The organism is Eximiradius sp., from assembly GCA_937127445.1.
Classification (GTDB): domain Bacteria; phylum Bacteroidota; class Ignavibacteria; order Kapaibacteriales; family UBA2268; genus JAKIZO01.
The window spans coordinates 62245-88114 of sequence record CAKZLY010000021.1 but is presented as its reverse complement, the minus strand read 5'-3'; the positions used below and the strand labels follow the sequence as shown (position 1 = coordinate 88114).

Here is a 25870-nt window from a genome sequence, read left to right as displayed (position 1 = left end):
AATAATTTGTTAATTAATATTAATTAGTAATAAAAATAGGATTAATATGAGAAAATTTATTATTACGCAATTATTGATTTTGGTGGTTTCGTCATTAAGTTTACTTGCGTCAGACACAATAGTTGTCCCGGCAATCGATTACAACAAGCCAAAATACGGTTGGTTCGAGTTTCCCGATGCTAACGTGTCGTTTGAAAAGATATTGATGAACTACACAATTAAATGCCCGTGTGGTGAGTGGGATTATATTGCAAATGTATATGTAAAACAATTCTATTTACCAAGTTTTCGTGTTGAAGGGGATGTAGTCGATAGCCTTGTATTTAGAAATGACACTTCCTGGCGCTACGTTGTAACATGGGAGGGGGGAAATTACAAAATCGATTCGTTACCAGTGAACCCACTTGCGATAAATTTTTATGAAACAGACGGCGAAAAAACTATTGTCAAGCAAACCAAATATGTTTGGCTTCCATATTATCAATACTTTGTAAATTCGAATGGGGAGGTGGATTCTGTATATATTGGAGGCGATGAAACTATTTATTTGCAGAAGGAGCGAGTATATTACAACGATGATATTACTATTGCAGAAACATACGAGATAATGCGATTTATCACACCATACGGAATAGGGCTGAATGTTGGAAATGATGGTTTTACCTGGGTAATTGATGCGAGTGATTTTCTGCCATTGCTTACTGGCAAAGTCTACATTGATGCACCAAACCAACAGCAAGAAATAAATATTACATTTGATTTTATTAAAGGAGTTCCAGAGAGGAATATTAAGAGATTAGAAAGAATTTGGGTATATCCGTATTTGGTATATAATAAGGATACAGAAGAAAAGCTTTCTGCTCGGGAAATTTCCCTTATGCCGGACGAAAAAATGGTAAGGCTCAAGGTTGTTCAGACAGGGCACGGATTCGGTGGGAACGAAGATAATTGCTGCGAGTTTTGCCGAAAGAAAGCGTTTGTCAAAGTAGATGATGAGATTAAATATACACAAGAGGTATGGAGAAAGTGTTCGGATAATGCTCTATTCCCACAAGGAGGGACTTGGTTGCTTGACCGAACAAATTGGTGTCCGGGTGCAGTTGTGTACCCGTATGATTTTGAAATTACACCATTTATTTCGGGCAGTAATTTTAAACTTGACTACGATATGGAGTTTTACAACAAGCCGTATCAAAGCGGTAGCAATACAGTTGGCTATTGGGTAATTACATCATATTTAGTGGTTTACGACAGTTTGAACTTTACAATGGATGCTGAAATTGCAGATATTATGCGTCCAAGTAAAAAAGACATATATTTGAGATATAATCCATCTGCAACAAGCCCAATATTAATTGTTCGCAATCGTGGATCTGAGACAATTAGTAAAATAGAATTTGAATACGGAATTGAAGGCTCTAATGTTTACACGTACACTTGGGAGGGGAGCATTAAATCACTTGAAGCTGTTGAGATTGCTCTTCCACCAATTGATTATACTGATTGGGCATCATCGTCGAAAAAATTTGTTGCTAAAATTATTAAAGTAAATGATGTCATTGATGAATATACGCAAAATAATATTTCTGTTTCCGAATACGATATACCTGCTTCATATTATCAAAATTTATCTTTCAATTTATTGACTAATAACTTTAATGTTTTGTTCTCAAATTATAATGGATATAAGCCTTATAAATTAAGACTTCTGGATGCAGCAGGGAATGAAGTGTTATCAAGGAATGACTATCAGCCAAGCACACAGTATAGCGATACTGTAAATTTAGAAAATGGCGGTTACGAAGTGATTTTTGAAAACTCTCTAAATTGTGGACTTGGTTTTTGGTACTATCAATATTACTATCAGCTTAACAATGGCAATTTAAATATAAAAAGTGACGATTTGCTGATGTATCAGTTCCCGGTAGATTTTGGTAGCGAAATTCGCCATAGTTTTATCGTTGATAATCAGTCTACTGCTTTGTATGCGCCTGATTCTTTGCTCTTTGGGAATGTGTTGGTTGGAAATAATAAAACTATTTCAATGATTGTGAAGCCAGCAAATAATAAAGGAATTACTTTAGCAAATCCTCAAATAATCATGGGGGCAACCAAGGGGTTGAAGATAGAAACAATCATACCTGAACTCAATAAAAATGGAGAAGCATTTCTGGGTGAAGGTGATTCGCTGATTATCAAAATTTCGTTTACTCCAAATAAAGTGGGGAAAACGACGAGTTCGCTCTCTTTTAGCACAAACGACAGGAAAAAAGGAACTATCAATATTCCAATTGTAGGTTACGGTATAAATCCTGATGATGTTAGTTCAACACCTGAAGATAAAAATGTTGATATTTACTTCGATAAATCATCGAATGCTATTTTGCTTAATATTAGAAATGGATTTATGCACATACAAAGTATTGAAATATACTCAATCTTAGGTGACTTATTGCATTACTCCGGCGAAATATTAGCCGATGGCAAAGTTGAATTAATGAGATGCGGGAGTAATATTGCCAACGGTGTCTATATAGTTAAAATTGCAAGCAAAGAAGGAATAATATCGAAACCTGTCATTGTAGTTTCGAGATAAAATTGAAAGCACCGAACAATGTTTCGGTGCTTTTTTATTTTTGCTTGTTCATAATTCTTTGGATAGTTTTTTCGTTGCGAAGTTCGCGTAGAGCGTCGCGTGCTATCCAGCGAGCAGAAGGCGAATCTGGATATGTTTGCAAGATAGTTTCAGCAGTTTCGATTGCTTTGCTATTTAGTTCTAAGTTGCGTTTCCCAATTTGCCGAAGAGCCCAGTTGACGGCCTTTTTAACAAAGTTGCGTTCATCGGTGGAATACTGAACGATTAATTTCAACGCTTTTTGGAATGGCTCATTATTTTTTTCTTTATAATGCAAGCACAATGCAGCGAGAGTCGCAAAAGCAGCACGCCTAACAAACCCTTGTTCGCTGGCAGCCCACTCAAAAACCTTTTGCCATGCGAATGGAGTTTTGCAATAGAGCTTCAATGCTGCTTGGTCGCAGATATCCCAAGAATTAAAGTCGTTCGTCCATTTGTCCATCATTTCTGGCGTGTTTTTTTTCGGATCAGCTATTAGAATGGCTAATATGCGAGCTTCGTGGTAGCCCGTTTCCCATAGTTCGAGCGCGAGTTCATGATTTTTCTTGATTTTTCGAGCTACTGGTTCGAGAGTTTTCATAGAAATTCCAAAGGCGCATTCGGTATTAATTCCGAAGCGAGCCATACCCAACTTATTTTCGGGGTTTTCGAGTGAACGAAGAAGTTCGATTATTTCCTTTGCATTCATAGAAAAATTATAATAGTGTAAAATTAATTATTTTAATATACAACTTTTCGTATTTTTGGATAGAATATTTTTGGTAAAATATGCAATATATAGTTTTCGATATTGAGACTTCATCGCTTCCATTCGATAGTTTCTCGGAAAGTCAGCAGGAATACCTTCTTCGCTATGCAAAAGACGATGAGGAAGTGGAACGAAAAAAAGCAGAAATGGGGCTTTCGCCGCTTACTGCTCAGGTCGTTTGTATAGGGATGGTTCGCATTTCGTCAGAAGCGGCTGCAAGCGAATTCAAAACGGAGAGCAGAATTGCATTATGTTCACATCCGACAAACGACAAGCCAATTGAGAGCGGCGAGATCAATTTGTTTGTTCAGAGCGACAAAGGAAATTTCAAAGTATATGAACACGACGAAACTGTCTTTTTCCTTTCTGAGGAGAAATGGGTTGTGGAAAAATTTTGGAGTGTATTGAGTAAATATCGTGATGCAACATTAATTTCGTTTAACGGGAGGAATTTTGACGCACCTTTTTTGATGTTGCGATCGGCACTGCTTGGGTTGCGACCAAGCAGGAACTTGATGGATGGGACGCGCTTTAATTATTCGCGGCACGTGGATTTGCTCGATGAACTCACTTTCTACAATGGTTCGCCGTATGGGGCAACCCGCAGATTTAATTTTGATTTCTATGCACGTGCTTTTGGGCTTGTTTCTCCAAAAGCCGAAGGGATAGACGGATCGAAAGTATCAGAATATTTTCGTTCAGGGAAAATATATTCGATAGCAAAATATTGTATGAGAGATGTTGCTGCAACATTTGAACTATTTAAAATCTGGAACGAATATTTAAATTTCGGGAAAAATGGATAAGCGAAAAGCATATTTTACAACACTGTCGGGGGTTATGCTTGGGCTTGCGTTTCCGCCGATACCTTTGTTTTTGCTTGCTTTCATTGCGTTTGTGCCGCTACTGTGGATGCTCGGAGAAAATGATCAAATCAAGCACAAATATTTATATGTATATATAACATTCTTTTTTTATCATACAATTGCAAATTGGTGGATAGCAAGTTTTCAGAGGGAGACAGATCCATTTTTGCTCGGGAGCGGTATTGCTTTATGTTTTATTCACCCACTGTTTTTTTTAGTTCCGTTCTGGTTCTATTTTACAATTAAGAAAAAATTAGGCAAGAATATTGCTTTGTGGTCTTTTCCTGTCGTTTTTTTAGCATTCGAGTATTTGCATTCGCTGGGCGAAGCATCGTATCCGTGGCTAACTCTTGGATATACGCAGATACAAAACACAATGTGGGTGCAGTTTATTGATATAACGGGAATTTGGGGTGCCTCTCTTCTAACTTTATATGCAAATGTATTGTGTTTGAAACTTGTGGAGCATTTGCAAAAGTTCCCAAAACGTGTCCGTTTGCGAAATTTATGGGAACTTCCGCAGAGAAAATATACAATCTATTTTTTGGCGATATTGCTTTTGCCTTATATTTATGGTGCTTACTCGTATTGGAAATATCATCACGCAAATCTGCTTGAGCGAAGCCCGAAAATAAACATTGCTCTAATTCAGCCGAATATTAATCCTTGGCGAAAATGGGATGGCAATCCTATTGAACAAATTTATTATCATCTGAACCTGCAAGATTCTATCTTCAAAGCGTACCATGGGAAAATTGACCTTGCTGTGTGGAGCGAAACCGCAATACCAACAGTTAGCTTAGCTGTCAACTGGGGGCATTTCTACCCGTTTATCACAGACGAACTGAATCAAAAGCAAATATCGCTTCTCACGGGTTTTACTGAATACTACCTCTATTCAGATGCGAACAAGGCACCGGTAACCGCACGGCAGTGGCTTTTAGATACAAACGAACGTTATGAGCCGTTCAACACTGCATTGCTGCTTAATCCGAAACCTTATGAAGCAGATAATCCGCAAATTTACAGAAAATCGCGGCTTACACCATTCGGCGAGCGTTTTCCTTATGTGGACTTAATTCCATTCGCACAAAACTGGTTGCGTTGGGGCGTAGGTATATCCTCGTGGGGCATTGGGAGGAAGCAATATGCAATGAAGGTACAGAACAAGGATAAGTTTGCACAAATTGGGACGATAATTTGCATTGAATCGATATATCCCGAATTTGTTACGCGGTTTGTTCGAGACGGTGCGCATCTGCTTTCTGTGATTACAAACGATTCGTGGTACGACTTTACTTATGGTCCTCGTCAGCATTATCTGATTGCAGCGGCTCGTGCTATTGAAACCCGTCGGTATATTGCTCGGTGTGCGAACTCGGGTGTTACAGGTTTCATTAGTCCGATTGGCAAATCTATTCTAGAAGCGCCACAATACACAGCAACAGCAGTGGCAACAACGGTTCCACTGATGAACGAGAAATCTCCTTACGTGCAATTGCCCGATGTATTGCCAATGGTGTCTCTTGGTGTTGCTTTTATTTTGTTATTAGCTGTGATTTTTAACAGAAAGCGATAAACCAGATTATTAATCATTTAATTTGCCCTACTTAATCATTCATATGCGAATGATTGAAGTATTTATTTTTACTTTAAAGGTTAATAAATAATGAAAACAATATTAATTTATTTTTATTAATTAATTTTCTTAAATTTTTCCTATGTTATTAATTTTCTATTCATTATATTTTAATCAACAGGGTATTATGAAGAAATGAACTATGGAAGCGAGTGATCATCTTACGGCTCTGATTGAGGAACTAAAAGTCGAGACGTCTGAAATTGACGACCTACTAAATCGAATCCCGGTTGGTATTTATCGTTCGCGTTTAGATGGTTCTATTGTTTATGTGAATAAATATTTTAGAGATTTATTTGAAATAAGAGGTAATGTTATTACTACAAAAGAACTTTCTTACAACCGAAAAGATTTCTTTGAATTAGTTTCTAAATGTGGGTTAATAGATGATTTTACAGCGACAGTAACGCTTACTAATGGCAAAACCCTTCATACAATTGAATCTGCCCGTGCAATATACAACGGTAGAGGCGAAATCGAATTTGTAGAAGGAATTCTAACTGACATTACGAAGTTCAAGGTTGTTCAGGATGCGCTCGCTGAAAGCGAAGAGAAATACCGCTTGCTTTTCGAACGATCGGATGACCCAATTCTGCTTATTGATGGCGATAAATGGGTTGATTGCAATGAGGCAGCGTTGAAAATGCTTGGTTTGAAAGATAAAAGTGAGATAATTGGACGCAGTCCCTATGAAATTTCTCCGCCAATGCAGCCAGACAATGTAAGTTCGAAGGACAAGGCTTTGGAATACATTAGAGAAGCTTATTCCAATGGCTACAAAAGATTCGATTGGGTACATACTACCGGTGACGGAAGAAATATTTTTGTCGATGTTTCGCTAACAGCAATCCCTTATCGGAAGCGAATTTTGTTATTCACATATTTCCGCGATATTTCAGCAAGAATCGAAAGCGAAAGGAAATTACGCGAAAATGAAGAAAAATTTCGTCTTGTATTTCATAATATTAACGATGGTATTTTCCTTATTGACCAAACGGGAACTATTATTGATGTAAATCGAGCAGTAGAGAATATAACTGGCTATGAATCTTATGAATTGGTTGGCAAAAAAATATGGGATTTTTCTAACAAAGTAATGCTCAATGAGAATTTTAAAAATAGCGAGAAGAAATTTAAGCAGAATTTAATGCTGTTAAAACAAAACCCTTCATTTAAGCAAAGAGAAGATGAACTAATCATAAGGAAAAAGGACGGCAAAAGTGCTTATGTAAACCTAACAAGGTTGCTAATCAATAGTTCGCAAGGCGTATTAGTTTGCAGTATTTTAACGGATGTAACAGATATTAAGAATATAACAAGCGAACTCATTAAGCAAAAGGAATTATATGAAGGATTGATAAAGACGCTACCAATTTCGGTTTATCTGCTTGATTTAAATGGGAACATCTTATATGCAAACGATGATGCCTATAATTATTTTGCACAGCTTGATGTTGATTTTAGCACTATCAAAAGTGTTTTCGACTTAATAAATGAAAGCGATTATGACAAATTAAAAGAAGCGTTGAATATTACTTTAAGGCAGGGTTATATTAGGAATTTTGAGATAGAATCAAAGCCGATTAATGGGAAAGTAATTGAAGTTGAAATAAATGCGTCGCTAATATACGATAGATTAGGCAACCCGCAATCTATTATTACAAGTGTTATTGATATTGGCGCTCGCAAGCAAACTGAACGCATTCGCGAACAGGCACTTCGCGCAACAATCGAGGCGGCAAAAGCACGCAGCGAAGCACTTGAAATAATTCACAACTCGGCACGCCTTGCTTCGATTGGGGTGGTCGCCGGTGGTATAATTCACGAAATTTCCCAGCCGCTTAATGCTATCAGAATTGGGGCGGAAAGCATTCTTACGTGGGATAAAGCAAATAAAAACCCATTACCCGGTGCAATAATTAATATGATTCAGGGGATATCCAAAGCAACGCTTCGTATTGACGATATAATTCAGCATATGCGTTCGCTCTGGCTGAATTCAAACTCCGAAATGATCGAAATTGTTGATTTGAACAACTGTATAAAATCTGCTATTAACCTTACAAAAATGAGAGTGCAGTCTCACGAAATATTGTTCGAAACATCTTTTACTGAAGAAAAATTACCTATTAAAGCTAACAAAATTCATATCGAACTTATTGTGAATAATTTAATTACTAATTCAGTTAATGCTTTGGACAGTTGCGAAAAGCCAAATAAAACTATTCGAATTGCAACAAAATCAACTGGTGGATACGCATATTTAATAGTATACGATAACGGTATCGGGCTGCCTGATGTGAAGGAAGAAAAGCTTTTCGATCCATTCTTTTCTACACGGCAAAGCGTTGGTGGGACGGGGTTGGGGCTCGCAATTGTTAAAATGTTTGTCGATAAATACAAAGGAACTGTTCAGCCAATGAACAACGAAGATGGCGGTGCTACTTTTATTATAAACTTCCCTATTTATAGAGGTGAGTAGTATGAGTAGCGTTGTAATAGTAGATGACGACGATAGTAGCCGTGAGATGCTTGCGGTATACATCAGAGATTTCTTGTCTATACAAGTTTCGCAATTTTCTTCAGCTTACGATGCTCTTGAATATTTGGGACAACACAATACTCCGATTGTTATCACTGACATTCGTATGCCAGGAATGAACGGGATGCAGTTGCTTCGTGAAATTAAATCGTCGAAAAATATCAAAAATACTAAGGTGATTCTTGTTACTGGATTTGCAAATTTAGATACTTGTATTGAAGCAATTCGACAGGGTGCATATGATTATTTAGTGAAACCTATTGAAATCAGCTACGTTGCCGATGTGATTAGTAGAATTTTATCCGAGAAGAACCAAATAAATGATACTGCAAATGAAAAAGACGAAAAAAAACAAATGCTGCATTATTCGTGTTTTGAACATCCTGTTATCGGGAAAATAGGCGTTTTTTCCGATCAAATGCAGAAAATTGTCGAAACAGCTCTAAAACTTAGCCAGGACAATCTGCCCGTGCTAATCGAAGGCGAAAGCGGAACCGGCAAGGAAATAATTGCATCGCTTATTCATCACGGCGAAAAAGGGAATAAAAAACCATTTGTTACAATAAATTGTGCCGCTATTACACCCAGTTTATTCGAAAGCGAACTCTTTGGTTACGACGAAGGGTCATTTACCGGTGGCAAAAGCGGTGGTAAACGTGGGAAACTCGATATTGCTCAGGGTGGTACTCTTCTGCTTGATGAAATTGGCGAAATACCGAACGAGCTGCAGGCTAAATTGCTGCGTGTTCTCGAAGAAAAGGCGTTTTACCGTGTCGGTGGAGTGGAGAAAATCCCTTTGAATGTAAGAATAATTGCTTCGACAAATAAAAATCTGAAAGATATGGTTGAGAGCAACCGTTTTAGAATAGATTTGTATTATCGCTTGTGTGCTGCTCATCTGGTGCTGCCTTCGCTGCGACAGCAGAAAGAGGCAATTGCTCCGATGGCTCAAATGTTTGTGACGAATTTCGCAATTGAACGTGATAAAAAATTCAGGCTTATTGATAAATATGCTGTAAAGATATTGCAGGAACATCCCTGGTATGGAAATGTAAGAGAACTGAAAAATGCTATCGAACGGGTTGTGTTGCTCTACGACGACTATGAACTTCGTTCTAATCATATTTCATTTCTCGAAGAATACAGTCAATTGGGAGATGCAGATAAATTTGTCTTGCGTCCAGGCAGTTTTGTGCTTCCAGACGAAGAAATTAATCTGGAAGAACTTAATTATGAGATAGTTCAAAAAGCGCTTGCTAAGTTTAACGGCAATAAAACTCAAACCGCTCGTTATCTTGGGCTTACAACGAGTGCTCTACGCAGTCGTCTGAAAAAGTAAGTTTTTATTTTATTTCAATAGTTTAAAATACTACTGAATAACTACACTCCAATATCTTCGTCCCAAACGTGAGGTTTTTCCTCGATGAATTTTTTCATTAAATCAATACATTCCTGAGAGTTGAGAACGACAACTTCGACACCGTGTTGGCGGAGCAAATCCTCTGAACCAAGGAAGGTTTGATTTTCACCGATAATCACTTTGGGAATACCATAAAGCAAAATTGTGCCTGTGCACATTGGGCAAGGCGATAGCGTTGTATAAAGCACGGAATTTTTGTAAACGTAGACGGGTTGGCGACCTGCGTTCTCGATGGCGTCCATTTCGCCGTGCAAAATGGCACTACTTTTTTGTACACGCTGATTATGCCCTTTCCCAATGATTTTGTTCTCATATACTAACACAGAACCAATTGGGATTCCACCTTCGTTGTAACTTTTTCGTGCTTGATTGAGAGCTTCGTAGAAGAATTCATCCATTTTACACCCTAATATGTTAGAGGAATGAGAAATTAATAAAGTAAATGACTTATAACTACTAATATCTTTGTTTGAAGGAAATTATGTAGGCTATTTCTTTGTGCTCCCTGCGGGACTCGAACCCGCGACCCACTGATTAAGAGTCAGTTGCTCTGGCCAAACTGAGCTAAGGGAGCGTTGCAAAACTATAAAAAAAAAATCACATATAAAAATCTTTTTTATATTGAGTTATTTTCCTTATTTTTGTAATCTTATTTATGGGGAAAGGTGCAGGAGTGGCTTAACTGGCACGCCTGGAAAGCGTGTGTACCGGAAACGGTACCGAGGGTTCGAATCCCTCCCTTTCCGCAAAGACCATCGAACTGAAATTTCAAACGATATGATTGGATATAATAGATGTGCCACACCTTCGCAGGTGCAACACATCTTTGCAATTTAATATTTCCTCGTCAAATATATTCTTCACCGAACTTATTTTTTACGTCTTCTACGCTTTGACGCACTTGTTGCACCATCTCCACTGGACAAACAAGCACTGCATCGTCTGTTACAACCACGGCAACGCTTTCCATTCCCAGAACAGATACAACAGCCCTTTCGCTTTCATTGATAACAATAGAATTGCTTGTATCAATTAGTGACGCTCGACCTATGGAAATATTCCCCCTTGCGTCTGCCGAACGTGTTCGCCGCAGCGCGTCTATCGCTCCCACATCGTCCCAGTTGAAGAGAGCACGAGCAACAGCAACATTTGGCGTCTTTTCCATTAGTCCATAGTCAATAGAAATATTAGGGAATTCTTTAAAAATATTACCAATGTGATTTGATAATGAATTGGCTGGTTCATTTATTGAAAGATTTAAATTTTTTGCCATAAGTTGAATTTGATCCCCAATTTCAGGGAGGTATTGCTTCAATTCAGAAATAAAAGTTGAAAGTTTGTAGAAAAACATTCCACTATTCCACAGGAAATTGCCCGAGGCAAGGTAATGCATTGCAGCATCAGAAGAAGGCTTTTCGCGAAAACTCAATACACCAAAAATCAAGTTCCAGTTGTCAACCTTTTTGCCAAGTTCTATATATCCATAGCCAGTTTCTGGACGAGTTGGTGGAATACCGATAGTTAGTATCTTCTCATTTCGTTCGGCATATTTCATTGCTTCGTCCACTGTTGCAACGAAAGCGTCCGATGGGTAAATATGCTGGTCGGCGGTAAGCACTGCCACCGATAAATCCTGCTCATTAGGATATTTTGCAAGCAGCACGGCGGCGCCAAGTGCAAGGCAGGACGCAGTGTTGCGTTTATATGGTTCGGGAATAATATTCTCAGGAGGGAAATCTGTAAGCATATCACGCATAATTGGCGCAAGCAGTTCGCTTGTGATTATATACACATCTTGCTTATCGATAAGCGGGGCAATGCGTTCAACTGATTCTTCGAGCATAGTTTTGTCATTAGAAACTAATTTTAGCAGTTGTTTCGGTTTTTTACGACGGCTCAGTGGCCAAAATCGTTCGCCCGAACCACCTGCCATAATTAATGCAACTCTTTTCATTGTAGTCCCTTATTTTTTTTATATAAATATGCAAAACTTTTATAAAATGCAAACAACGAAATTCCCAAAATAATAACTGCCCACATCCAGTATGGAAGAAATAAATATTTCTGCAAATAACCCGTATCGGAATACATTATTTGCCCATCCATTTCAACTTTATCAATAAAGAAATATCCAATGTTTTGGTATAAACTAAGCATAGAGGAAACCCCAAGCAATTGAAGCACCAGTTGCTTGGTTCGATCCGACGATTTTGTTCCAATATACATTAGTAATCCACCAACCGCTATCAAAAACAACACGCCAAATACAGAACGCACCCAAATTAGAACAGTGATAATAATCAACGCACCTACAATTACAAGCAACCTTTTAGTTGCTTTGACTGATGCAGAAGCATAAATGAAGAGCGTACCAACGAAAGTAGGACCGAGCGGACCGCCAATGGCGACAGTCGCTTGTCCAATTGAGCCAAGAAATTGCACACCTGAATGAACCGCCACGCCCGAGCCGTCGGGATGCACCAGCAGATAATGAAAATTGCCACCAAGCAACAACGCAGCAAGCCCGTGTCCCATCTCGTGAAAATATGTTGCCAGAATTGTTAGCGGGTAAAGGTAATAGAAGCCGTCGGGAATATTCCAGATAATAATAATGAGAACGGAAAAACCCGAGAAGTACCACGGCGAGTATTTATTGAAGTGCTTTTCTGAAATTTTTTGCGGGACAGTCATATTTTAAGCCTTTTTGTTCAATTTCAAGAGATTGCGAATATGGTTTAATTCCGAGGGAGTAAAAAATTTAAGCAAATATAGAATAAAAATAAAAGAGGCAAAAGCAACCGTCCTGACTAATAATGCCCATTTCATTTCGAGGGACAAAGTAGCTTCTTTTGCTATGAAATAGACAATAGCGGTTGAGAAAATAATTATCCAAACACGTCGCCATTCGTAAGTAATGTGGTAAATCTTTCGCTGATATATGTATAAATTGCTTGCACCTACCAGATAGCCTGCTACAATTGCGATAGCCGATCCCCAATAGGAAATATGCGGAATTAGAACTAAATTGAGAATTAGGCTGACAGCCGCACCAAGTCCGACGGAAATACCAACATAACGTGTGTTCTTTGTAATAAGAAAACCTGCAGCAAAATGCGATTGGCTGCCATTTATGAAAAATGCAAGCAAAATAACTGGGACGATCGCAAGCCCTGTCCAGTAAGAAGGTTCGATGAATCGCCCGCCGATGAATGGTAATTGAACTACGTATTCAATATATAGCGAAGTTGCAAGGAAAACTCCCGAGCAAAATAGCACATAATAAGTAAAGATTCGAGCAAAAAGTTCTTTTGCTCCTTCTTCGTTGTAGCGGCTCAAATAAAATGGTTTCCAGGCATAATCGAAAACTGTAACAACTATCATCATCGGAATAGCAAGGCGGAAATTAACTGCATAAATTGCTAAATCGTTTGTCGAGGCAAGCGCTTTGAGAAACGGGCGGTCTGCCACTTGTAGTATCATTGCCGATAAATTTGCGGGAAGAGTGGGCAGCCCAAATTTGAACATATCTTTGATTAGCGTCCAATCAAAATACTTGACAAAGTTTGTTCTTACTTCTTTGTGTACTATCATAATTCCGAGTGATGACGCAATAAGTTGCGAAATCATAACACCCATTGCACCCCAGCCGAGCGACACAACCAAAATCAAATTATTTGCAACAGCGATGATTATCAACAATAGTCTTGTTTGAGCAAATTTTCTTGCTTGACGTGTCATACGCAGATAGGCGTAAGGAATTAGAATTAAGCTATCGAATAATGGAATAAGTATTGAAATTCGGACTATTGTGGCGGCTCGTGGTAAATCTATCAAATCGTAAGCAAAATAATCGGCAGTTAGGATTACAACCAAGGCGAAGGAAGCAGCAATGCTGGCAATTACAAACATTGCATTTGAAAACACTTTGCGGCACTGCTCAGGATTATCCTTTTGATAGAAACGGAAGTAAGACGTTTCCAGACCGAAAGAGAAAATTATATTCAAAAAAGCAAGAATGGAGTAAATAAAAGTAATTTCAGCAAGTTCAGTTTTTGTAAGGTAGTTAGTGTAGAGCGGTGTAAGCAAAAAAGAGAGGAACCGACCGAGTACTTGAAATACACCATATATAATTGTGTCGCTTGCCAGCGACTTAATTTTATCACGCATACAATGACGACAAAAATTAAAATGTAAAATTAATTAAATGTTAACATAAAAAGTAAAGATTTTTTCTCAATAAAATTATAAATAAAACTTCAATAAGTAATATTTGTAAAATTATTAAAAATTCATTTATGAAAACAAAACTTGAAAAATTCGAGAACTATTGTCTGATGAAGCTGGATGGACAATTTGTGGGTGGGGACGAAACAGATGAATTTTTCAATCTTGCTATGGGTGCCCTTGCGGACGGCTGCAAAAATCTTGTAATGGATTTCAAAGATGTGCTGTATTTTAGTTCGATAAGCATCGGTAAGTTGATAAAGCTCAATTACGAATACAACTTGAAGGATTCACGTTTGATACTAACGAATGTGAATAAGACACTTCAAGATGTATTCAAAATCACAAAGGTCTCGTCCATTTTGCGGATTACAATAACGATGGAAGAGGCAATGGAGCAGGTGAAATAAAAAAGACTATCCTTGCTTGTGGATAGTCAGAAATTTTACGCTAAGTTTGTTATAGGAGGCATTCTTAATTGTAAATACGCATTATTTCAAAAAGTGTTTCAATTATTTCGCAAGTCGTAAAATAAAGTTTAATTGCAAACAAGTTTGATTATATAAAACAAAGGTTACTCATCGAAGCAACCTTTGTTTTATATTATAAAATATTCTACTTTTTACGTTTTGGGCGGTTTTGGTTTGGCTTGTTGTTATGATGTGTTTTTACTCCGGGTAGAGTGCGCCCTTGGGCTTCAGCTAATTCCTGAGCTTCCCGCATTTTGCGTTGCAGCCAGCCTTCTTTTTTGGGCATTTTCTTTAAGTCTTCGAGTGTTAAGCGTTTTTTAGAAAACTTGTTTATATAGATTTGTTGTCCAATCGACAGCAAATTAAAGAAGAAATAATATAAATTCAGACCTGATGGGAAATTCGAGAACAAGAAAATAAACATTACCGGCATCATATAAACCATTGCTTTCTGACGTGGGTCCGTAATGGTCATCTTCTGCTGAATGAACATAGTTGCACCCATTAGCAGCGCTAAGCCTGATAGATGGCTAATTCCAAGGAACGAAAAACCGAAACTCAAAATTTTGTCGGGCATCGATAAATCGGTAATCCACCAAATAAATGGTTCTTGACGAAGCTCTATTGCCGAACGCAGTACAGCCCACAATGCAAATAAAATTGGCATTTGTAGCAGCAACGGCAAGCATCCGCTTGCTGGATTTATTCCATATTCGGAATAAAGTTTCATTATTTCCTTTTGTTGAGTTTGTTGGTCGTCTTTATATTTGGTGCGGATTTTTTCCATTTCAGGCGAAAGAAGTTGCATCTTTTGAGCTGAACGCATTTGAGTAATCGATAGCGGATGCAGCAAAAGCTTGATTATCAGAGAGAAAATTAAAATTGCTATACCGTAGTTTGGTACAAATTTATGTACAAACTGGAATATTGGTAGCATAAAGTATTCACCAATCGGGCGAATTAAGAAACGCCAGCCGAAATTAATCAAAGCATTCATTCCATATGAACGAACTATATTGTATTCGAGCGGACCGATGAACACTTTGAAGCTGTTCACCTGCTCGCCGCCTTTGTACGGTATACGATAGTTTATAGAATAAGTTTCGGTAATTCCATTGTTGGCGTGGTGGCGAACGAACCCCGAAATATCAACTGTACCATCGTAGCTCTGCCACGGCTGCGGCATAATCGAAGTAGCGAAATACTTTGTTTTGATTGCAGCATAATCTATTATACCTGTAAAGCTCTTTTCGGTTGGTTTGGTTTCGGTTGCATTTACTTCTTCAACTTCACCATTCATCTGGACAACTGCCATAGCATCGTTTGCTTCGTCAACGCTATTATATTCTTGAGGTGGCAATCCCTTTTCCCATACTAAATTATAACCACGCGATGGAAGAATGTCCTCTAAATTAGAAACAGTGATGTTCTGTTCTATATGGTACTTATCGCCGAAGAACTTAATGACTTTCTTAATTTTGCGATTGTTCCCTAAATCAAGCTCAAAAACAAGGTTGGCAGATTGATTACCTTGAATTTTTATGTTAGTTGGGGATTGATTGGCAAGCGAAAAATTCAGATCGCGGGTGTCTATTTTTTTAGCTTCCAGAGAAACAAAATTCATATAAAGTTCGCCATTGCCGTGTCGAACGAGCTGGACAGGTGTTTTATCCCATTTCTTGTAGTTTTTAAGTTTCCAGGATTTAAGAGCAGCGCCTCGGGAGGAAATTTCAGCAACGAAAAGATCATTTTCAATTGTGTAAATTGTTTCGTTTCGCGAAGCGAATTGTGAAAAAATACCATAGCGTTGCTGAGTTTGTAGAGTATCAGCAATTGTTTTTACGGATGCAAGGCTATCCTGAACTTTCTCGGGCAATTGATGAGCTGTTGTGTCCGCTGCTTTGTCTTTTGGCGGAGGTGGCGCTTCCGTAACTGACATATAGAAGAGCCAGCCAAAGATGAGCAACATAATTAAGGTCATTCCGATAAATGAATTTCGATCCATATTCAACTTCAATTAATTAATAATCTTTTTTTTTTAACAAAAAATCGGGGACTGGGTCGAACCCACCTTTTGAAAATGGGTTGCAACGGATAATACGTTTTATTGCTAAAAAAGTTCCAAGTAGTGAGCCGTGCTTTTCGATTGCTTCAATTGCGTATTGAGAGCAAGTTGGGTAGAAACGGCAGGACGACGGGAAAATCGGCGATATAGCAAATTTGTAGAATTTAATCAATATTATCAGGATTTTCTTCATCAACTTGCCTTTTGATACAAGAGTTACGAAATTTTTCGACAATTATCATAAACTCAGCGAAAACATCGGTCAGCCTTATAAGCGACGGCTTTGCAACGGGTGTCCGCCAGAAAAGTATTATTGCTGATATGTGTGGGCAGCCCACCAGCAACAAATGAACATATTGACGAAGAACTTCTCTCAGCAAACGTTTAATACGGTTTCGGACAACGGCCCGTTTCGAAACTTTTTTACTTGTAACAACTGCATATTCAATAGCATTAGAATTTGTTTCGTTGCATTCGATTACTACAAATAAATTAGAAGTCGAAAATTTTTTGCCATTTGCGAAAACTTCTTGGAAACGCTTTTGTTTTTTGATTGTGGCAAGCCGACTGCACGGCATTTTCGACCTCTTGAATTTATTTGCATAACAGTGAGCCTCGTTGCTCAAAGTCTATGCATATTATCAATGTACTATCTTTCGTCGCTAACGGTTAAGCGATAGCGGCCTTTTGCTCGGCGGTTAGAAAGCACTTTGCGGCCATTTTTTGTTGCCATACGTGCACGGAAACCGTGCTTGTTAACTCTTTTACGACGACTTGGCTGATACGTTCTTTTCATAAATCACCTTGATCCGATAATTTATTATAAATTATAGTTTTACGAAAAAATGAACTACAAATATAAGAATTTTTTTAGATTTATAAAATTATTTATCTGAATGAATAAAAAGAAATTATATTGTTACAGTAAAGACGAAAAACGTAATGCGTACGTTGGAAAAATCACAGGCAAATATTTTGGATTTGTACATATTGTATCTGCATTTGGAAAAGGGTTCGCTTCCTCAATACTTATTAATTTTTGTTTTCAATCAGTTGGGTTAATTTTCGGGTGAAACTTTTTGGTTCGGCATTTTTATAGCGGGAATGCTCAGAAAAAACAGAATAAAATTTATTTGAACATTCGGGGAAAACAATAATTTTATCTTTGTAGTTGGAAATATCGAAATAAGCGCCTAATAAATAGCCCAGAGCAATGGAAAGTGGCACAAGCAACCAATCGGAAGAGTTGATTTTGCTATTTTGCTTGTATTGAGCAGCCACAAGTCCACCGCCAATAAGAGCACCAATGGTCGAAAACTTAATGCGTTGAGAAAAATTTGCAGGTCTTTCAAGGATTTTTACGTAGTCAATTTCGTTGCATCGAACCAGAAGCAGGCTGTCGAATTGCCTGAAAATTTGTCTATCGTCTGCAAACGGGATTTTTGACAGCACAATAAAGCTATCACGAGCAGTGATAATTTCACCGTAACAAAGGGTGTCGCTTTTAGTTTTGACATAAGCAAGACGACCAAAATCAGCCAAAGAAATTTGCGGTAGAAGCAGGAGAAACGAGAGAAGAAAAAACTTTCCCATCTCAGTGTTCTCGCGATAGTGCAAGCTGACCGCAAGCCGCTTCGATGTCCCATCCAAATGAGTTCCGCACAATCACTGCGATTTTATGCGAACGCAGGTATTCGACAATTTGGGCAACTCTTTCGGGAGGCGAAGGCTTTAATTCGAGCGATATCCCTTGCGGCTTAGTGAATGAAATATCGTTGAAGGGAATGAAATTAACGCGCGAGGGCACTCTTTGAGCAATTTTGCGTAGCCGCTCGGCATCTTCCATCGTGTCGTTTATTCCGTCGAATGGGATATATTCATATGTGATTTTCATTTTGGTTTGTCGGTAATAATATTCTACAGCATCCATAAGTGACGATAAATCAAAAGATTGAGAAATTGGCATGATTTTGTTACGTGTGCCGTTTGTTGTAGCATGAAGCGAGATTGCAAGCTTTGGCGGATATTCAGTGTGGGCAAGCTGACGAATGCGAGGAACTATTCCCGAAGTTGATAAAGTGATTTTCCTACGGCTGATAACTTTAGTTTTTTCATCGACAAGCAAGGATATAGCACGTGCAACGTTTTCGAAATTAAGTAACGGCTCGCCCATTCCCATTAGAACAATGTTATTTGTTTTTTTGCCTAACTCCTGTTCGACAATGAAGATTTGGTCTATTATTTCCGAAGGTGTTAAGTTTTTCTTAAATCCGAGAGTTCCAGTAGCACAAAATGCACACCCAACAGGGCAGCCAGACATTGTGGAAATGCACAAGGTTGAGCGTTCCACTTCACCCTCATCGTTTGCCCAGGGCATATAAACTGCTTCGATGAATTGGCGGTCGGCAAGTGAAAACAAAAATTTAATTGAACCATCAGCAGAAACACGTTTTTCTTCCAATGAAATTGAAGTAATATCGAAAACATCGGCAAGCATTTTACGCAAATGCTTCGGTATCTGCGTCATTTGGTTGAAATCGCTTGCCCGATTGACAAATATCTCATATAGAATTTGGTCGGCACGATATTTTTCCTCGCCCGCCGCACGCAAATAATCAATAAGCTCATCGTAAGAGATGCTTTTTATTTGCTTTTTTGTTGAGGGCTTAATTTGAAATCTATTTTCAGGATATTCAAACATATTGTTTCCATTTTATTTTTTATAACGAATAAGTGAAGAAATTATTAATAGTTATGAAGTTGTAAGAGAAAATTATTCGGTGGGGTCACGCATTTGCCGAAGGTGCTAAATTACCATACGATGACGGAGGCATCTGAGAAGTAAATGGAGGTAAAAAACAAACAATAGAGATGAAAATTAATTTTGTGATTATTACAAAGAAATGAATGAAAAAATCCACATCCTTTAATTCTTCGATAGTGAAGGGCAGAAAAGCTTTGTCCACGCTGGCGATGTTAATTTCTTAACCTACCGATGATTAAAATATACTTATATTGTATTTTTGAGATAATTAAAATTCAAGTAAAATTTACTTGTTAATTATGTAAATGTTACGTAAATTTGATTGCGAACATTGATTTTTTTGGAGGTAAGTATGAAAGAGGAAGTTGTTCGACAAATTCGATTAGATGAGCTTCCCGATAATTTGAGTATGCTTGCAGAATACTGTGGGCTCGATGCTGTGCAAAATATGCTGCTAAACCTCAACGGTGGAATGTTCTATGTACCTCGCATTTCTCATCTTGATAAGTTTGTTGAGCGATATATAAAGGAAAATTGGGAGAAACCCACAAGCGAATTGGCAAAAGATTTGAATGTGTCGCTGGTTCACGTGCGACGAATGCGAAAAAAAATTATCGAAGAGCGGCGTGCCGAAAAGAAATTGTCAAAATGTGTATAATTTATTATTTTTATTTGATGGGAAACGATTATTTGAAAAATATCGGGCGACGGCTTCGGCTGGTAAGAAGCATTTTTAATGAAGGGAAGAAGCTTAGCACAGAACAGTTTGCACACCTGCTTGGCGAAAGTCGAGATAATATTGCAAACTACGAGCTTGCTCGTGCCTCTGTTCCTGCAAGAGTGCTAATCGAACTTTACAGGCGTGGGATTAATCCAACCTGGGTGCTTACCGGCGACGGCGATATTTTTGCAAATAATTCCCAGGGCAAACAAAGACGAAAACTGCTGAAAGAACACAACATCGACCTGAACGGAATCAAACAAATGGCATTGGTGGAATTCGAAGAACATAAAGAAGTGAAGGTGCTTAAAGTTGCGGCAGGAAAAATCAAAAATAGAGGCTCTTAGCAACTACGAACTTTATTTGCTTGTTCGCAAATGCACTGTTTACGAATATTTCAAGAAAAAGCCTTACAAAAATCGCGACCTGATTTTTGACACGGCTTCATTGCGAGACAAGCGTATTGTTTCGTTTGCACTGAAAGATGCTTTGTGGACAATTAATTCAATGAGATATGGTATGAGAGAACTGTTTGTAGCAGACATCAAACGCATCGATTTGATGTCTGCCGATGAAATTAATGAGTTAATTCAGAAAATTGGGGCTGCTCGCAAGCAACCTGTGGTTTCGGACGAACTTATCGAGAAACGAACACTGCTGGATATTGTTGGAATTTCCAGCGAGAACTTGATTATTTGCTCTGTTGATGGTGCTTCGATGACGGGTGTAATCGAGTCTGGGGATATGATTTTTGTTGATACAGCCGAAAAACCTACAAACAACAAAATTGTGGTTGTCAATATCGATGGGAATCTGCTTGTTAAACGTTTTGTGCAGGAAAATGGGACTGTGTGGTTGCATTCGGACAATCCTGCATTCGAGCCAATTAAAGTAAGCGAAGATTACTCGTTCGAGATTTTCGGGGTTGTCAAAAGAATTATGCGTTCAGTTTAAATTTTCCTTGCAAGTTCGAGAATTAATTATTAGTTTTGTAGCGAGATTGCCCTGTGGTGTAATTGGCAACACGTCTGACTCTGGATCAGAAAAGTCCAGGTTCGAGCCCTGGCGGGGCAGCTAATCATTCAAAGTATAGTAAATATTCAAGTAGCTTTGATATCTTTCAAAGCTAATTTTATTTTTTTCGACAGCCCATTTTACGCTGCAACCGGGTTCGTGAGTGTGAGTGCAGGCAGCAAATTTGCAATCATTTATATACTGGCGGAAATCCGGGAAAAGCAAGCAAAGCTCATCTTTTGAAACGTCCCACAGTGCAAATTCACGCAGTCCAGGCGTGTCTGTCAAGTAGCCACCGAAAGGAAGTTCGAATCGCCGGACAATGCTTGTTGTGTGGCGACCTTTGCCGCTCCATTCGCTCACATCAGCAATTCGCTGTACTTCATAGCCGAAAATTTTATTGATTAGAGATGATTTACCGACTCCGCTCATTCCAACGATTACAATGTCCTTGCCTTTTATAAAAGAATAAAGAAAGTCCAGACCTAACTCCTCGGCTACTGATACAGGGAAAAACGGAATTTTCAACGCTTTGTATGTGTCGAACATGTCGAAAATTTCGTCGAAATCAACTAAATCAATCTTGTTTATGCAAATAATAGGATCTAATTTGCCGAGTTCGGCGGCAACAAGAATTCTATCAATGAGGCGCAGATTAATTATTGGCTCATCAATAGACATAAAGATAAGCAAATGAGAATTGTTTGATGAAATAACTTGTTCACGATTTGGATTGGCAGGGTCGCGGCGGGAAAGTTTAGTTTTGCGTTCCTCAACTTGAAAAATCAACCCGCTTTGTTCGTTCGAAGAATTGTCATCAATTGTGAAATTAACGTAATCACCGCAGGCAATGAGATTGGAATATTTATGCGGCGAAGAAATTCGTCCCGCAACAAAACACGAATAAAGTGATTTCGTTTGCAGTTGCTCGACGACGTAATATTTGGGTTTAACCTCAATTACACGACCTTGCAGGAAATTATTAATGTTTTTGGGGACATCTTTGATTAAAGTTTTTCTAAAAGTTTTGCTTTTTCTGATGTATTCTTTTTTGGGTTCGTCAAAATTTTGCTTGTTTCTCATAAAAAAAACTTTTTATTTTCAAAATTTATGTTTTATTTTGTAATAGTCAAAGTATTATTAATAATTACAAGTTAGCAAATAAATAAACAACCTGCAAATAAATAAAGGGAAGTATATGGAAAAAAATTTCCTAAGTGGCACAACAACGGCAATAGTAACTCCATTCAAAAGCGACTTAACGATTGATTACGACGCATTTAAGCGGTTGCTTGATTTTCAGTTGAAAAATGGAGTGAAAAACATTTGCGTTTGTGGTTCGACAGGCGAATCGGCAACAATGACGGCAAAAGAAAAAGTGTCTTTGATTGTAGCAGCGGTCGAACACGTTGGAAAAGACGCAACTATTATTGCTGGGACAGGCAGTAACGATACTCGTGCGACAATTGATTTGACAATTTTGGCGAAAGAAGCAGGAGCCGATGCAGCCTTGCTTGTTGCTCCATATTATAACAAGCCAAGCCAGGAAGGGCTCTACCAGCATTACGCTACAATTGCTGAAAATGTTGATTTGCCACTGATTATCTATAATGTACCATCACGTGCAGGTGTCAATATTTCTGCCGAAACACAAATTAAACTTGCAAAAAGCTACAAAAATATAGTTGCCACCAAAGAAGCATCGGGCGATTTAGACCAAATATCTGAGATTATCAAGTATTCGCCGAGCAAATTTATTGTGCTTGCGGGCGACGACTCTCTTGCTGTGCCAACAATTTTGTTTGGTGGGAAAGGCGTGGTTTCGGTGATTTCAAACTATGCTCCGAAAATTTTCTCACAAATGGTAAATTTAGCTCTTGATGGCGACTATGAAAGTGCAATGAATATTCATTATGATTTGCTCGATTTGTTTGCATTGAACTTTATCGAGACAAATCCGATTCCCGTCAAAGCCGCCCTTGTTCTTATGGGAATGATTGAGGAGTATTACAGATTGCCGCTTATTCCGATGCGTCCCGAAAACAAGAAATTGCTGCAAAAAGCACTGAAAAAACATAAGATGGTGAAGTAAGATAATTTTATCTTGATTAGATATTTAGCAACTGCTTGCAAAAATGCAAGCAGTTTTTATTTATTGTAAATTATTCTTTCAACTGCTGTAAGGCAATTTGCTGAGTGTGATTTGATGTCGAAGTTGTTGGGCAATTTTGTGTAGTTCACTTGCAGGGTAAGTGGCTTGTTTGGTTCGTCCGCAACAGAGAAAAAGTAGGAAAGGCTATCGCTTTCGGAAAATTCCCGCGACTGATAATAGCCCGAATATTTCTTGAATTCATACACATTTTCGTTGTAATAATTTGTGAGAAATTTTTGAAAATCGTTGCTTGATATGCCTGATGAAATAGAAATTGTTTTAACGGTACTTTTTCGAAGAGCACTTGCACCAATTTCATCAACTTTATGAGAAAAATTACTCCATTTGTATAGACCGAAAGAGATAATCAGAAGTGCTGCGATTATAGAAAATATTTTGGAGTCGAGTATTTTTGTAATGAATATTTTCATAATTTTACACTTTAAAATTATTACAAATGCAAAACGTAAATAAAACAAATATATAAAATAATTAAAGGAAATTTTATGAGCAGCGACAAAATAACAACTGTTAATCCTCATAATGGGGAAGTTATCAAGGAGTATAACAAGCACACTCACAACGAAATTGAGCGAATTATTTCAACTACCACAAAACGACAAATTGAATGGGCGCGGCGCCCGTTTTCGGCTCGTGCAGAAATGTTTCTTACTGTTGCAGATTTATTAATGAAACGTAGGGAACAATATGCAAAATTGATGGCAGAAGAAATGGGTAAGCCAATTTCACAGGGACTTGCTGAAATCGAAAAATGTGCAAAAGTTTGCAAATACTACGTAGAAAATTCGGAGCGTTTCCTTTCGGATAAGACGATCGAAACAGAAGCAAAGAAATCATACGTAACATACAATCCACTCGGAATAATATTGGGAATTATGCCGTGGAACTTTCCATTCTGGCAAGTGTTTAGATTTGCCGTCCCTACATTGATGGCAGGCAATGCTGTTCTGCTCAAACATTCAAGCAATGTTATGGGTTGTTCGCTGGCAATCGAATATCTTTTGCTCGATGCAGGACTGCCGGAAAACGTCTTTACTTCGCTTGTTATTTCGGGCAACGAAGTAGAAGAATTGATTGGTAATATCAATGTTGCTGCTGTCTCGCTAACAGGGAGCACGGAAGTTGGACGACGTGTTACTACTGTTGCTGGGAAATATATGAAAAAATGTGTTATGGAACTTGGCGGCAGCGATCCATATTTAGTGCTAAAAGACGCAAACATCGATAAAGCTGCAAAGGTTTGCGCGGCTGCTCGCCTTGTAAATAGCGGTCAAAGCTGCATCGCTGCAAAAAGATTTATCGTCGAAGCAGAAGTTTACGACGAATTCCTCGAAAAATTTACCCACGAAATGCAATCATACAAAATGGGCAATCCACTTGAAAAAGATACTGACATTGGCCCGCAAGCAAGAGCTGACTTGCGCGATGAATTGCATTCACTGGTGGAGAGAGCGCTTGATTTTGGTGCAAAACTGCACCTTGGCGGAGAAATTCCCGACGGTGCGGGATTCTATTATCCTGCTACAATAGTTACGGGGGTAATGCCGGGAATGCCAATTTTCGACCAAGAAACTTTCGGACCTGTTGCGGCGGTTACTCGTGCTGAACGTGAAGATCTTGCTATTTCGCTTTGCAACTTCACTAATTATGGGCTCGGCGCTGCTGTATTTACCGAAGATATGGAAAAAGCAGAATATTTAGCTAAAAATGTGCTCAATGCAGGAACTGTTCATGTTAACGGACAAGTGAAAAGCGATCCACGGTTGCCATTTGGTGGTATCAAAGAATCGGGCTACGGCAGAGAACTTTCCGAGGAGGGTATCAAAGAGTTTGTAAATATCAAAACTGTTGTTGTAGAATAGTTTGAATTGATTATTTTGAATACGAAAATAAAGGCTGCCTCATATCAATGTGGCAGCCTTTTGATTTTTGAAAGTTGGATTATTTAACTCCAATATTATTTAAGTAGTCACCAAATTGCTTATCGGACGACAAAATATGGTTATTCAGCCATGAACGTAGAAAATTAAGAGTTGGAACACTAATAGTTGCCTGTCCAGATTTAAATTTGTCGTAAAGATCTTTTGCTTGGCGAGTAAGATCGGAATGCTCAACTTTGTGAAATTCAGTTTTGGGATAATTGTGTTGCTCCATTAATTTTTCTTCTGTTGAAAAATGCTCTACAGTATAATTTAGCAAACCGTTGAAAACATCGTTCAGTACATCGTTACCTTTGCCTTCGCTCATCGCATCGAACAAAGAATTAACAATATCAATGAGCTTCTGGTGCTGAACGTCGATGGTATTTACGTTCACTTTTAGGCCATCGTTCCAGTTAATAAATGCCATTTTTCCCCTTTTTGAAAATTTTACATTGTAAAAATATCAGTTTTACCGTGAATTTAAAAATACAAAATAATTAAAAAAAATTAATGAAATTACAAATGTGTAAAGGTGAAGAAGGGATAGTCGCATATTAGAATATGCCACAACTTAGATGTATTTACATAAATGGGATAATGATAACTTTAACCTTCGAAATGCTTAGAAATATAGGGTGGGGGCAAGTCATTCTGTGCCCTTACAAAA

Annotated in this window: 26 protein-coding genes and 3 tRNA genes; 13 read left to right on the top strand and 16 right to left on the bottom strand. The window is 38.2% G+C overall.

What is annotated here, in order from left to right; translation table 11 throughout:
- Positions 1 to 46 precede the first annotated feature (46 nt).
- On the top strand, positions 47 to 2596 hold the full coding sequence (locus AC6QZF_RS07260; protein ID WP_499799214.1) for a peptide-N-glycosidase F-related protein: 2550 nt from the start codon (positions 47 to 49) through the stop codon (positions 2594 to 2596).
- 34 nt (positions 2597 to 2630) lie between these two features.
- Here AC6QZF_RS07260 and AC6QZF_RS07255 read toward each other — a convergent pair whose 3' ends face one another.
- The gene (locus AC6QZF_RS07255) at positions 2631 to 3323 is read right to left on the bottom strand and encodes a DNA alkylation repair protein (RefSeq protein ID WP_499799213.1); all 693 of its coding nucleotides are present in this window, start codon (positions 3321 to 3323) and stop codon (positions 2631 to 2633) included.
- Positions 3324 to 3403: 80 nt separating this feature from the next.
- Between AC6QZF_RS07255 and AC6QZF_RS07250 the strand changes: the two genes are divergently transcribed.
- From AC6QZF_RS07250 to AC6QZF_RS07235, 4 genes are all read left to right on the top strand, one after another.
- A complete protein-coding gene (locus tag AC6QZF_RS07250; protein ID WP_499799212.1) occupies positions 3404 to 4189 on the top strand; it encodes a ribonuclease H-like domain-containing protein in 786 nt (261 codons plus the stop codon).
- Positions 4182 to 5828 (top strand): apolipoprotein N-acyltransferase, encoded by a 1647-nt coding sequence (gene lnt, locus AC6QZF_RS07245; RefSeq protein ID WP_499799211.1) that lies wholly within the window; start codon positions 4182 to 4184, stop codon positions 5826 to 5828. The genes AC6QZF_RS07250 and lnt overlap by 8 nt, the downstream gene beginning before the upstream one ends.
- A gap of 202 nt (positions 5829 to 6030) precedes the next feature.
- The gene (locus tag AC6QZF_RS07240) at positions 6031 to 8370 is read left to right on the top strand and encodes a PAS domain S-box protein (protein WP_499799210.1); all 2340 of its coding nucleotides are present in this window, start codon (positions 6031 to 6033) and stop codon (positions 8368 to 8370) included.
- A gap of 1 nt (position 8371) precedes the next feature.
- Complete coding sequence (locus AC6QZF_RS07235) at positions 8372 to 9769, top strand: sigma-54-dependent transcriptional regulator (RefSeq protein ID WP_499799209.1); 1398 nt, start codon at positions 8372 to 8374, stop codon at positions 9767 to 9769.
- 41 nt (positions 9770 to 9810) lie between these two features.
- On the opposite strand, the gene AC6QZF_RS07230 is transcribed toward AC6QZF_RS07235, so the two are convergent.
- The gene (locus AC6QZF_RS07230; RefSeq protein ID WP_499799208.1) at positions 9811 to 10248 is read right to left on the bottom strand and encodes a nucleoside deaminase; all 438 of its coding nucleotides are present in this window, start codon (positions 10246 to 10248) and stop codon (positions 9811 to 9813) included.
- 101 nt (positions 10249 to 10349) lie between these two features.
- Positions 10350 to 10424, bottom strand: a tRNA-Lys gene (locus tag AC6QZF_RS07225).
- A gap of 85 nt (positions 10425 to 10509) precedes the next feature.
- Between AC6QZF_RS07225 and AC6QZF_RS07220 the strand changes: the two genes are divergently transcribed.
- A tRNA-Ser gene (locus AC6QZF_RS07220) sits at positions 10510 to 10596 on the top strand.
- 101 nt (positions 10597 to 10697) lie between these two features.
- Here AC6QZF_RS07220 and AC6QZF_RS07215 read toward each other — a convergent pair.
- From AC6QZF_RS07215 to AC6QZF_RS07205, 3 genes are read right to left on the bottom strand one after another with little or no spacing between them, the layout of a single operon-like run.
- Positions 10698 to 11804, bottom strand: coding sequence for a mannose-1-phosphate guanylyltransferase (locus AC6QZF_RS07215; protein ID WP_499799207.1), 1107 nt, complete (start codon positions 11802 to 11804; stop codon positions 10698 to 10700).
- Positions 11801 to 12541, bottom strand: a complete 741-nt coding sequence (locus tag AC6QZF_RS07210) for a M50 family metallopeptidase (RefSeq protein ID WP_499799206.1) — start codon at positions 12539 to 12541, stop codon at positions 11801 to 11803. The genes AC6QZF_RS07215 and AC6QZF_RS07210 overlap by 4 nt, the downstream gene beginning before the upstream one ends.
- A gap of 3 nt (positions 12542 to 12544) precedes the next feature.
- A complete protein-coding gene (locus AC6QZF_RS07205) occupies positions 12545 to 14017 on the bottom strand; it encodes a lipopolysaccharide biosynthesis protein (RefSeq protein ID WP_499799205.1) in 1473 nt (490 codons plus the stop codon).
- Positions 14018 to 14145: 128 nt separating this feature from the next.
- Between AC6QZF_RS07205 and AC6QZF_RS07200 the strand changes: the two genes are divergently transcribed.
- On the top strand, positions 14146 to 14484 hold the full coding sequence (locus AC6QZF_RS07200; RefSeq protein ID WP_499799204.1) for an STAS domain-containing protein: 339 nt from the start codon (positions 14146 to 14148) through the stop codon (positions 14482 to 14484).
- A gap of 205 nt (positions 14485 to 14689) precedes the next feature.
- Here the strand turns inward: AC6QZF_RS07200 and yidC are convergent, their stop codons facing one another.
- The 7 genes from yidC to AC6QZF_RS07165 all read right to left on the bottom strand — a co-directional run bounded on the left by yidC (position 14690) and on the right by AC6QZF_RS07165 (position 19575).
- The gene (gene yidC, locus AC6QZF_RS07195) at positions 14690 to 16549 is read right to left on the bottom strand and encodes a membrane protein insertase YidC (RefSeq protein ID WP_499799203.1); all 1860 of its coding nucleotides are present in this window, start codon (positions 16547 to 16549) and stop codon (positions 14690 to 14692) included.
- A 16-nt stretch (positions 16550 to 16565) separates the two neighbouring features.
- On the bottom strand, positions 16566 to 16802 hold the full coding sequence (gene yidD, locus AC6QZF_RS07190) for a membrane protein insertion efficiency factor YidD (protein ID WP_499799202.1): 237 nt from the start codon (positions 16800 to 16802) through the stop codon (positions 16566 to 16568).
- The gene (gene rnpA, locus AC6QZF_RS07185; RefSeq protein ID WP_499799201.1) at positions 16774 to 17187 is read right to left on the bottom strand and encodes a ribonuclease P protein component; all 414 of its coding nucleotides are present in this window, start codon (positions 17185 to 17187) and stop codon (positions 16774 to 16776) included. The genes yidD and rnpA overlap by 29 nt, the downstream gene beginning before the upstream one ends.
- 71 nt (positions 17188 to 17258) lie before the next feature.
- A complete protein-coding gene (gene rpmH / locus AC6QZF_RS07180; RefSeq protein WP_499799200.1) occupies positions 17259 to 17405 on the bottom strand; it encodes a 50S ribosomal protein L34 in 147 nt (48 codons plus the stop codon).
- Positions 17406 to 17641: 236 nt separating this feature from the next.
- On the bottom strand, positions 17642 to 18259 hold the full coding sequence (locus AC6QZF_RS07175; protein ID WP_499799199.1) for a hypothetical protein: 618 nt from the start codon (positions 18257 to 18259) through the stop codon (positions 17642 to 17644).
- Entirely contained in the window at positions 18204 to 19310 is a 1107-nt protein-coding gene (gene rlmN / locus AC6QZF_RS07170) for a dual-specificity RNA methyltransferase RlmN (RefSeq protein WP_499799198.1), read from the bottom strand. Before rlmN ends, AC6QZF_RS07175 begins: the two co-directional genes overlap by 56 nt.
- An 85-nt stretch (positions 19311 to 19395) precedes the next feature.
- Positions 19396 to 19575, bottom strand: a complete 180-nt coding sequence (locus AC6QZF_RS07165) for a hypothetical protein (protein WP_499799197.1) — start codon at positions 19573 to 19575, stop codon at positions 19396 to 19398.
- Between the two features lie 150 nt (positions 19576 to 19725).
- Here AC6QZF_RS07165 and AC6QZF_RS07160 point away from each other — a divergent pair, with 150 nt between their 5' ends.
- The 4 genes from AC6QZF_RS07160 (at position 19726) to AC6QZF_RS07145 (ending at position 21168) form a co-directional block, all read left to right on the top strand.
- Positions 19726 to 20031 carry a hypothetical protein gene (locus AC6QZF_RS07160; RefSeq protein ID WP_499799196.1) on the top strand — a complete coding sequence of 102 codons (306 nt, stop codon included), beginning with the start codon at positions 19726 to 19728 and terminating at the stop codon, positions 20029 to 20031.
- 17 nt (positions 20032 to 20048) lie between these two features.
- Positions 20049 to 20441 (top strand): helix-turn-helix domain-containing protein, encoded by a 393-nt coding sequence (locus AC6QZF_RS07155; protein WP_499799195.1) that lies wholly within the window; start codon positions 20049 to 20051, stop codon positions 20439 to 20441.
- Positions 20407 to 21048: a S24 family peptidase gene (locus tag AC6QZF_RS07150; protein WP_499799194.1), complete on the top strand. Its 642-nt coding sequence runs from the start codon at positions 20407 to 20409 to the stop codon at positions 21046 to 21048. Before AC6QZF_RS07155 ends, AC6QZF_RS07150 begins: the two co-directional genes overlap by 35 nt.
- A 47-nt stretch (positions 21049 to 21095) precedes the next feature.
- A tRNA-Gln gene (locus AC6QZF_RS07145) sits at positions 21096 to 21168 on the top strand.
- Here the strand turns inward: AC6QZF_RS07145 and rsgA are convergent.
- Positions 21169 to 22191 (bottom strand): ribosome small subunit-dependent GTPase A, encoded by a 1023-nt coding sequence (rsgA, locus tag AC6QZF_RS07140; protein WP_499799193.1) that lies wholly within the window; start codon positions 22189 to 22191, stop codon positions 21169 to 21171.
- Between the two features lie 115 nt (positions 22192 to 22306).
- Between rsgA and dapA the strand changes: the two genes are divergently transcribed.
- The gene (gene dapA / locus AC6QZF_RS07135) at positions 22307 to 23200 is read left to right on the top strand and encodes a 4-hydroxy-tetrahydrodipicolinate synthase (RefSeq protein ID WP_499799192.1); all 894 of its coding nucleotides are present in this window, start codon (positions 22307 to 22309) and stop codon (positions 23198 to 23200) included.
- A 56-nt stretch (positions 23201 to 23256) separates the two neighbouring features.
- Here dapA and AC6QZF_RS07130 read toward each other — a convergent pair whose 3' ends face one another.
- Entirely contained in the window at positions 23257 to 23691 is a 435-nt protein-coding gene (locus AC6QZF_RS07130; RefSeq protein ID WP_499799191.1) for a hypothetical protein, read from the bottom strand.
- 75 nt (positions 23692 to 23766) lie between these two features.
- Here AC6QZF_RS07130 and AC6QZF_RS07125 point away from each other — a divergent pair, with 75 nt between their 5' ends.
- On the top strand, positions 23767 to 25143 hold the full coding sequence (locus AC6QZF_RS07125; RefSeq protein ID WP_499799190.1) for an NAD-dependent succinate-semialdehyde dehydrogenase: 1377 nt from the start codon (positions 23767 to 23769) through the stop codon (positions 25141 to 25143).
- A gap of 79 nt (positions 25144 to 25222) precedes the next feature.
- Here the strand turns inward: AC6QZF_RS07125 and AC6QZF_RS07120 are convergent, their stop codons facing one another.
- Positions 25223 to 25630, bottom strand: a complete 408-nt coding sequence (locus AC6QZF_RS07120; protein ID WP_499799189.1) for a bacteriohemerythrin — start codon at positions 25628 to 25630, stop codon at positions 25223 to 25225.
- Positions 25631 to 25870 lie beyond the last annotated feature (240 nt).

What these genes read in the sequence shown, in the direction of transcription:
- rnpA (WP_499799201.1), bottom strand. Translation starts at nt 17,187, where the DNA reads ATGCCGTGCAGTCGGCTTGCCACAATCAAAAAACAAAAGCGTTTCCAA.
- yidC (WP_499799203.1), bottom strand. Translation starts at nt 16,549, where the DNA reads ATGGATCGAAATTCATTTATCGGAATGACCTTAATTATGTTGCTCATC.
- rsgA (WP_499799193.1), bottom strand. Translation starts at nt 22,191, where the DNA reads ATGAGAAACAAGCAAAATTTTGACGAACCCAAAAAAGAATACATCAGA.
- AC6QZF_RS07205 (WP_499799205.1), bottom strand. Translation starts at nt 14,017, where the DNA reads ATGCGTGATAAAATTAAGTCGCTGGCAAGCGACACAATTATATATGGT.
- AC6QZF_RS07230 (WP_499799208.1), bottom strand. Translation starts at nt 10,248, where the DNA reads ATGGATGAATTCTTCTACGAAGCTCTCAATCAAGCACGAAAAAGTTAC.
- AC6QZF_RS07120 (WP_499799189.1), bottom strand. Translation starts at nt 25,630, where the DNA reads ATGGCATTTATTAACTGGAACGATGGCCTAAAAGTGAACGTAAATACC.
- AC6QZF_RS07130 (WP_499799191.1), bottom strand. Translation starts at nt 23,691, where the DNA reads ATGAAAATATTCATTACAAAAATACTCGACTCCAAAATATTTTCTATA.
- AC6QZF_RS07235 (WP_499799209.1), top strand. Translation starts at nt 8,372, where the DNA reads ATGAGTAGCGTTGTAATAGTAGATGACGACGATAGTAGCCGTGAGATG.
- yidD (WP_499799202.1), bottom strand. Translation starts at nt 16,802, where the DNA reads ATGAAGAAAATCCTGATAATATTGATTAAATTCTACAAATTTGCTATA.
- lnt (WP_499799211.1), top strand. Translation starts at nt 4,182, where the DNA reads ATGGATAAGCGAAAAGCATATTTTACAACACTGTCGGGGGTTATGCTT.
- rlmN (WP_499799198.1), bottom strand. Translation starts at nt 19,310, where the DNA reads ATGTTTGAATATCCTGAAAATAGATTTCAAATTAAGCCCTCAACAAAA.
- AC6QZF_RS07240 (WP_499799210.1), top strand. Translation starts at nt 6,031, where the DNA reads ATGGAAGCGAGTGATCATCTTACGGCTCTGATTGAGGAACTAAAAGTC.
- AC6QZF_RS07260 (WP_499799214.1), top strand. Translation starts at nt 47, where the DNA reads ATGAGAAAATTTATTATTACGCAATTATTGATTTTGGTGGTTTCGTCA.
- AC6QZF_RS07250 (WP_499799212.1), top strand. Translation starts at nt 3,404, where the DNA reads ATGCAATATATAGTTTTCGATATTGAGACTTCATCGCTTCCATTCGAT.
- AC6QZF_RS07210 (WP_499799206.1), bottom strand. Translation starts at nt 12,541, where the DNA reads ATGACTGTCCCGCAAAAAATTTCAGAAAAGCACTTCAATAAATACTCG.
- AC6QZF_RS07255 (WP_499799213.1), bottom strand. Translation starts at nt 3,323, where the DNA reads ATGAATGCAAAGGAAATAATCGAACTTCTTCGTTCACTCGAAAACCCC.
- AC6QZF_RS07200 (WP_499799204.1), top strand. Translation starts at nt 14,146, where the DNA reads ATGAAAACAAAACTTGAAAAATTCGAGAACTATTGTCTGATGAAGCTG.
- dapA (WP_499799192.1), top strand. Translation starts at nt 22,307, where the DNA reads ATGGAAAAAAATTTCCTAAGTGGCACAACAACGGCAATAGTAACTCCA.
- AC6QZF_RS07155 (WP_499799195.1), top strand. Translation starts at nt 20,049, where the DNA reads ATGGGAAACGATTATTTGAAAAATATCGGGCGACGGCTTCGGCTGGTA.
- AC6QZF_RS07125 (WP_499799190.1), top strand. Translation starts at nt 23,767, where the DNA reads ATGAGCAGCGACAAAATAACAACTGTTAATCCTCATAATGGGGAAGTT.
- AC6QZF_RS07215 (WP_499799207.1), bottom strand. Translation starts at nt 11,804, where the DNA reads ATGAAAAGAGTTGCATTAATTATGGCAGGTGGTTCGGGCGAACGATTT.
- rpmH (WP_499799200.1), bottom strand. Translation starts at nt 17,405, where the DNA reads ATGAAAAGAACGTATCAGCCAAGTCGTCGTAAAAGAGTTAACAAGCAC.
- AC6QZF_RS07160 (WP_499799196.1), top strand. Translation starts at nt 19,726, where the DNA reads ATGAAAGAGGAAGTTGTTCGACAAATTCGATTAGATGAGCTTCCCGAT.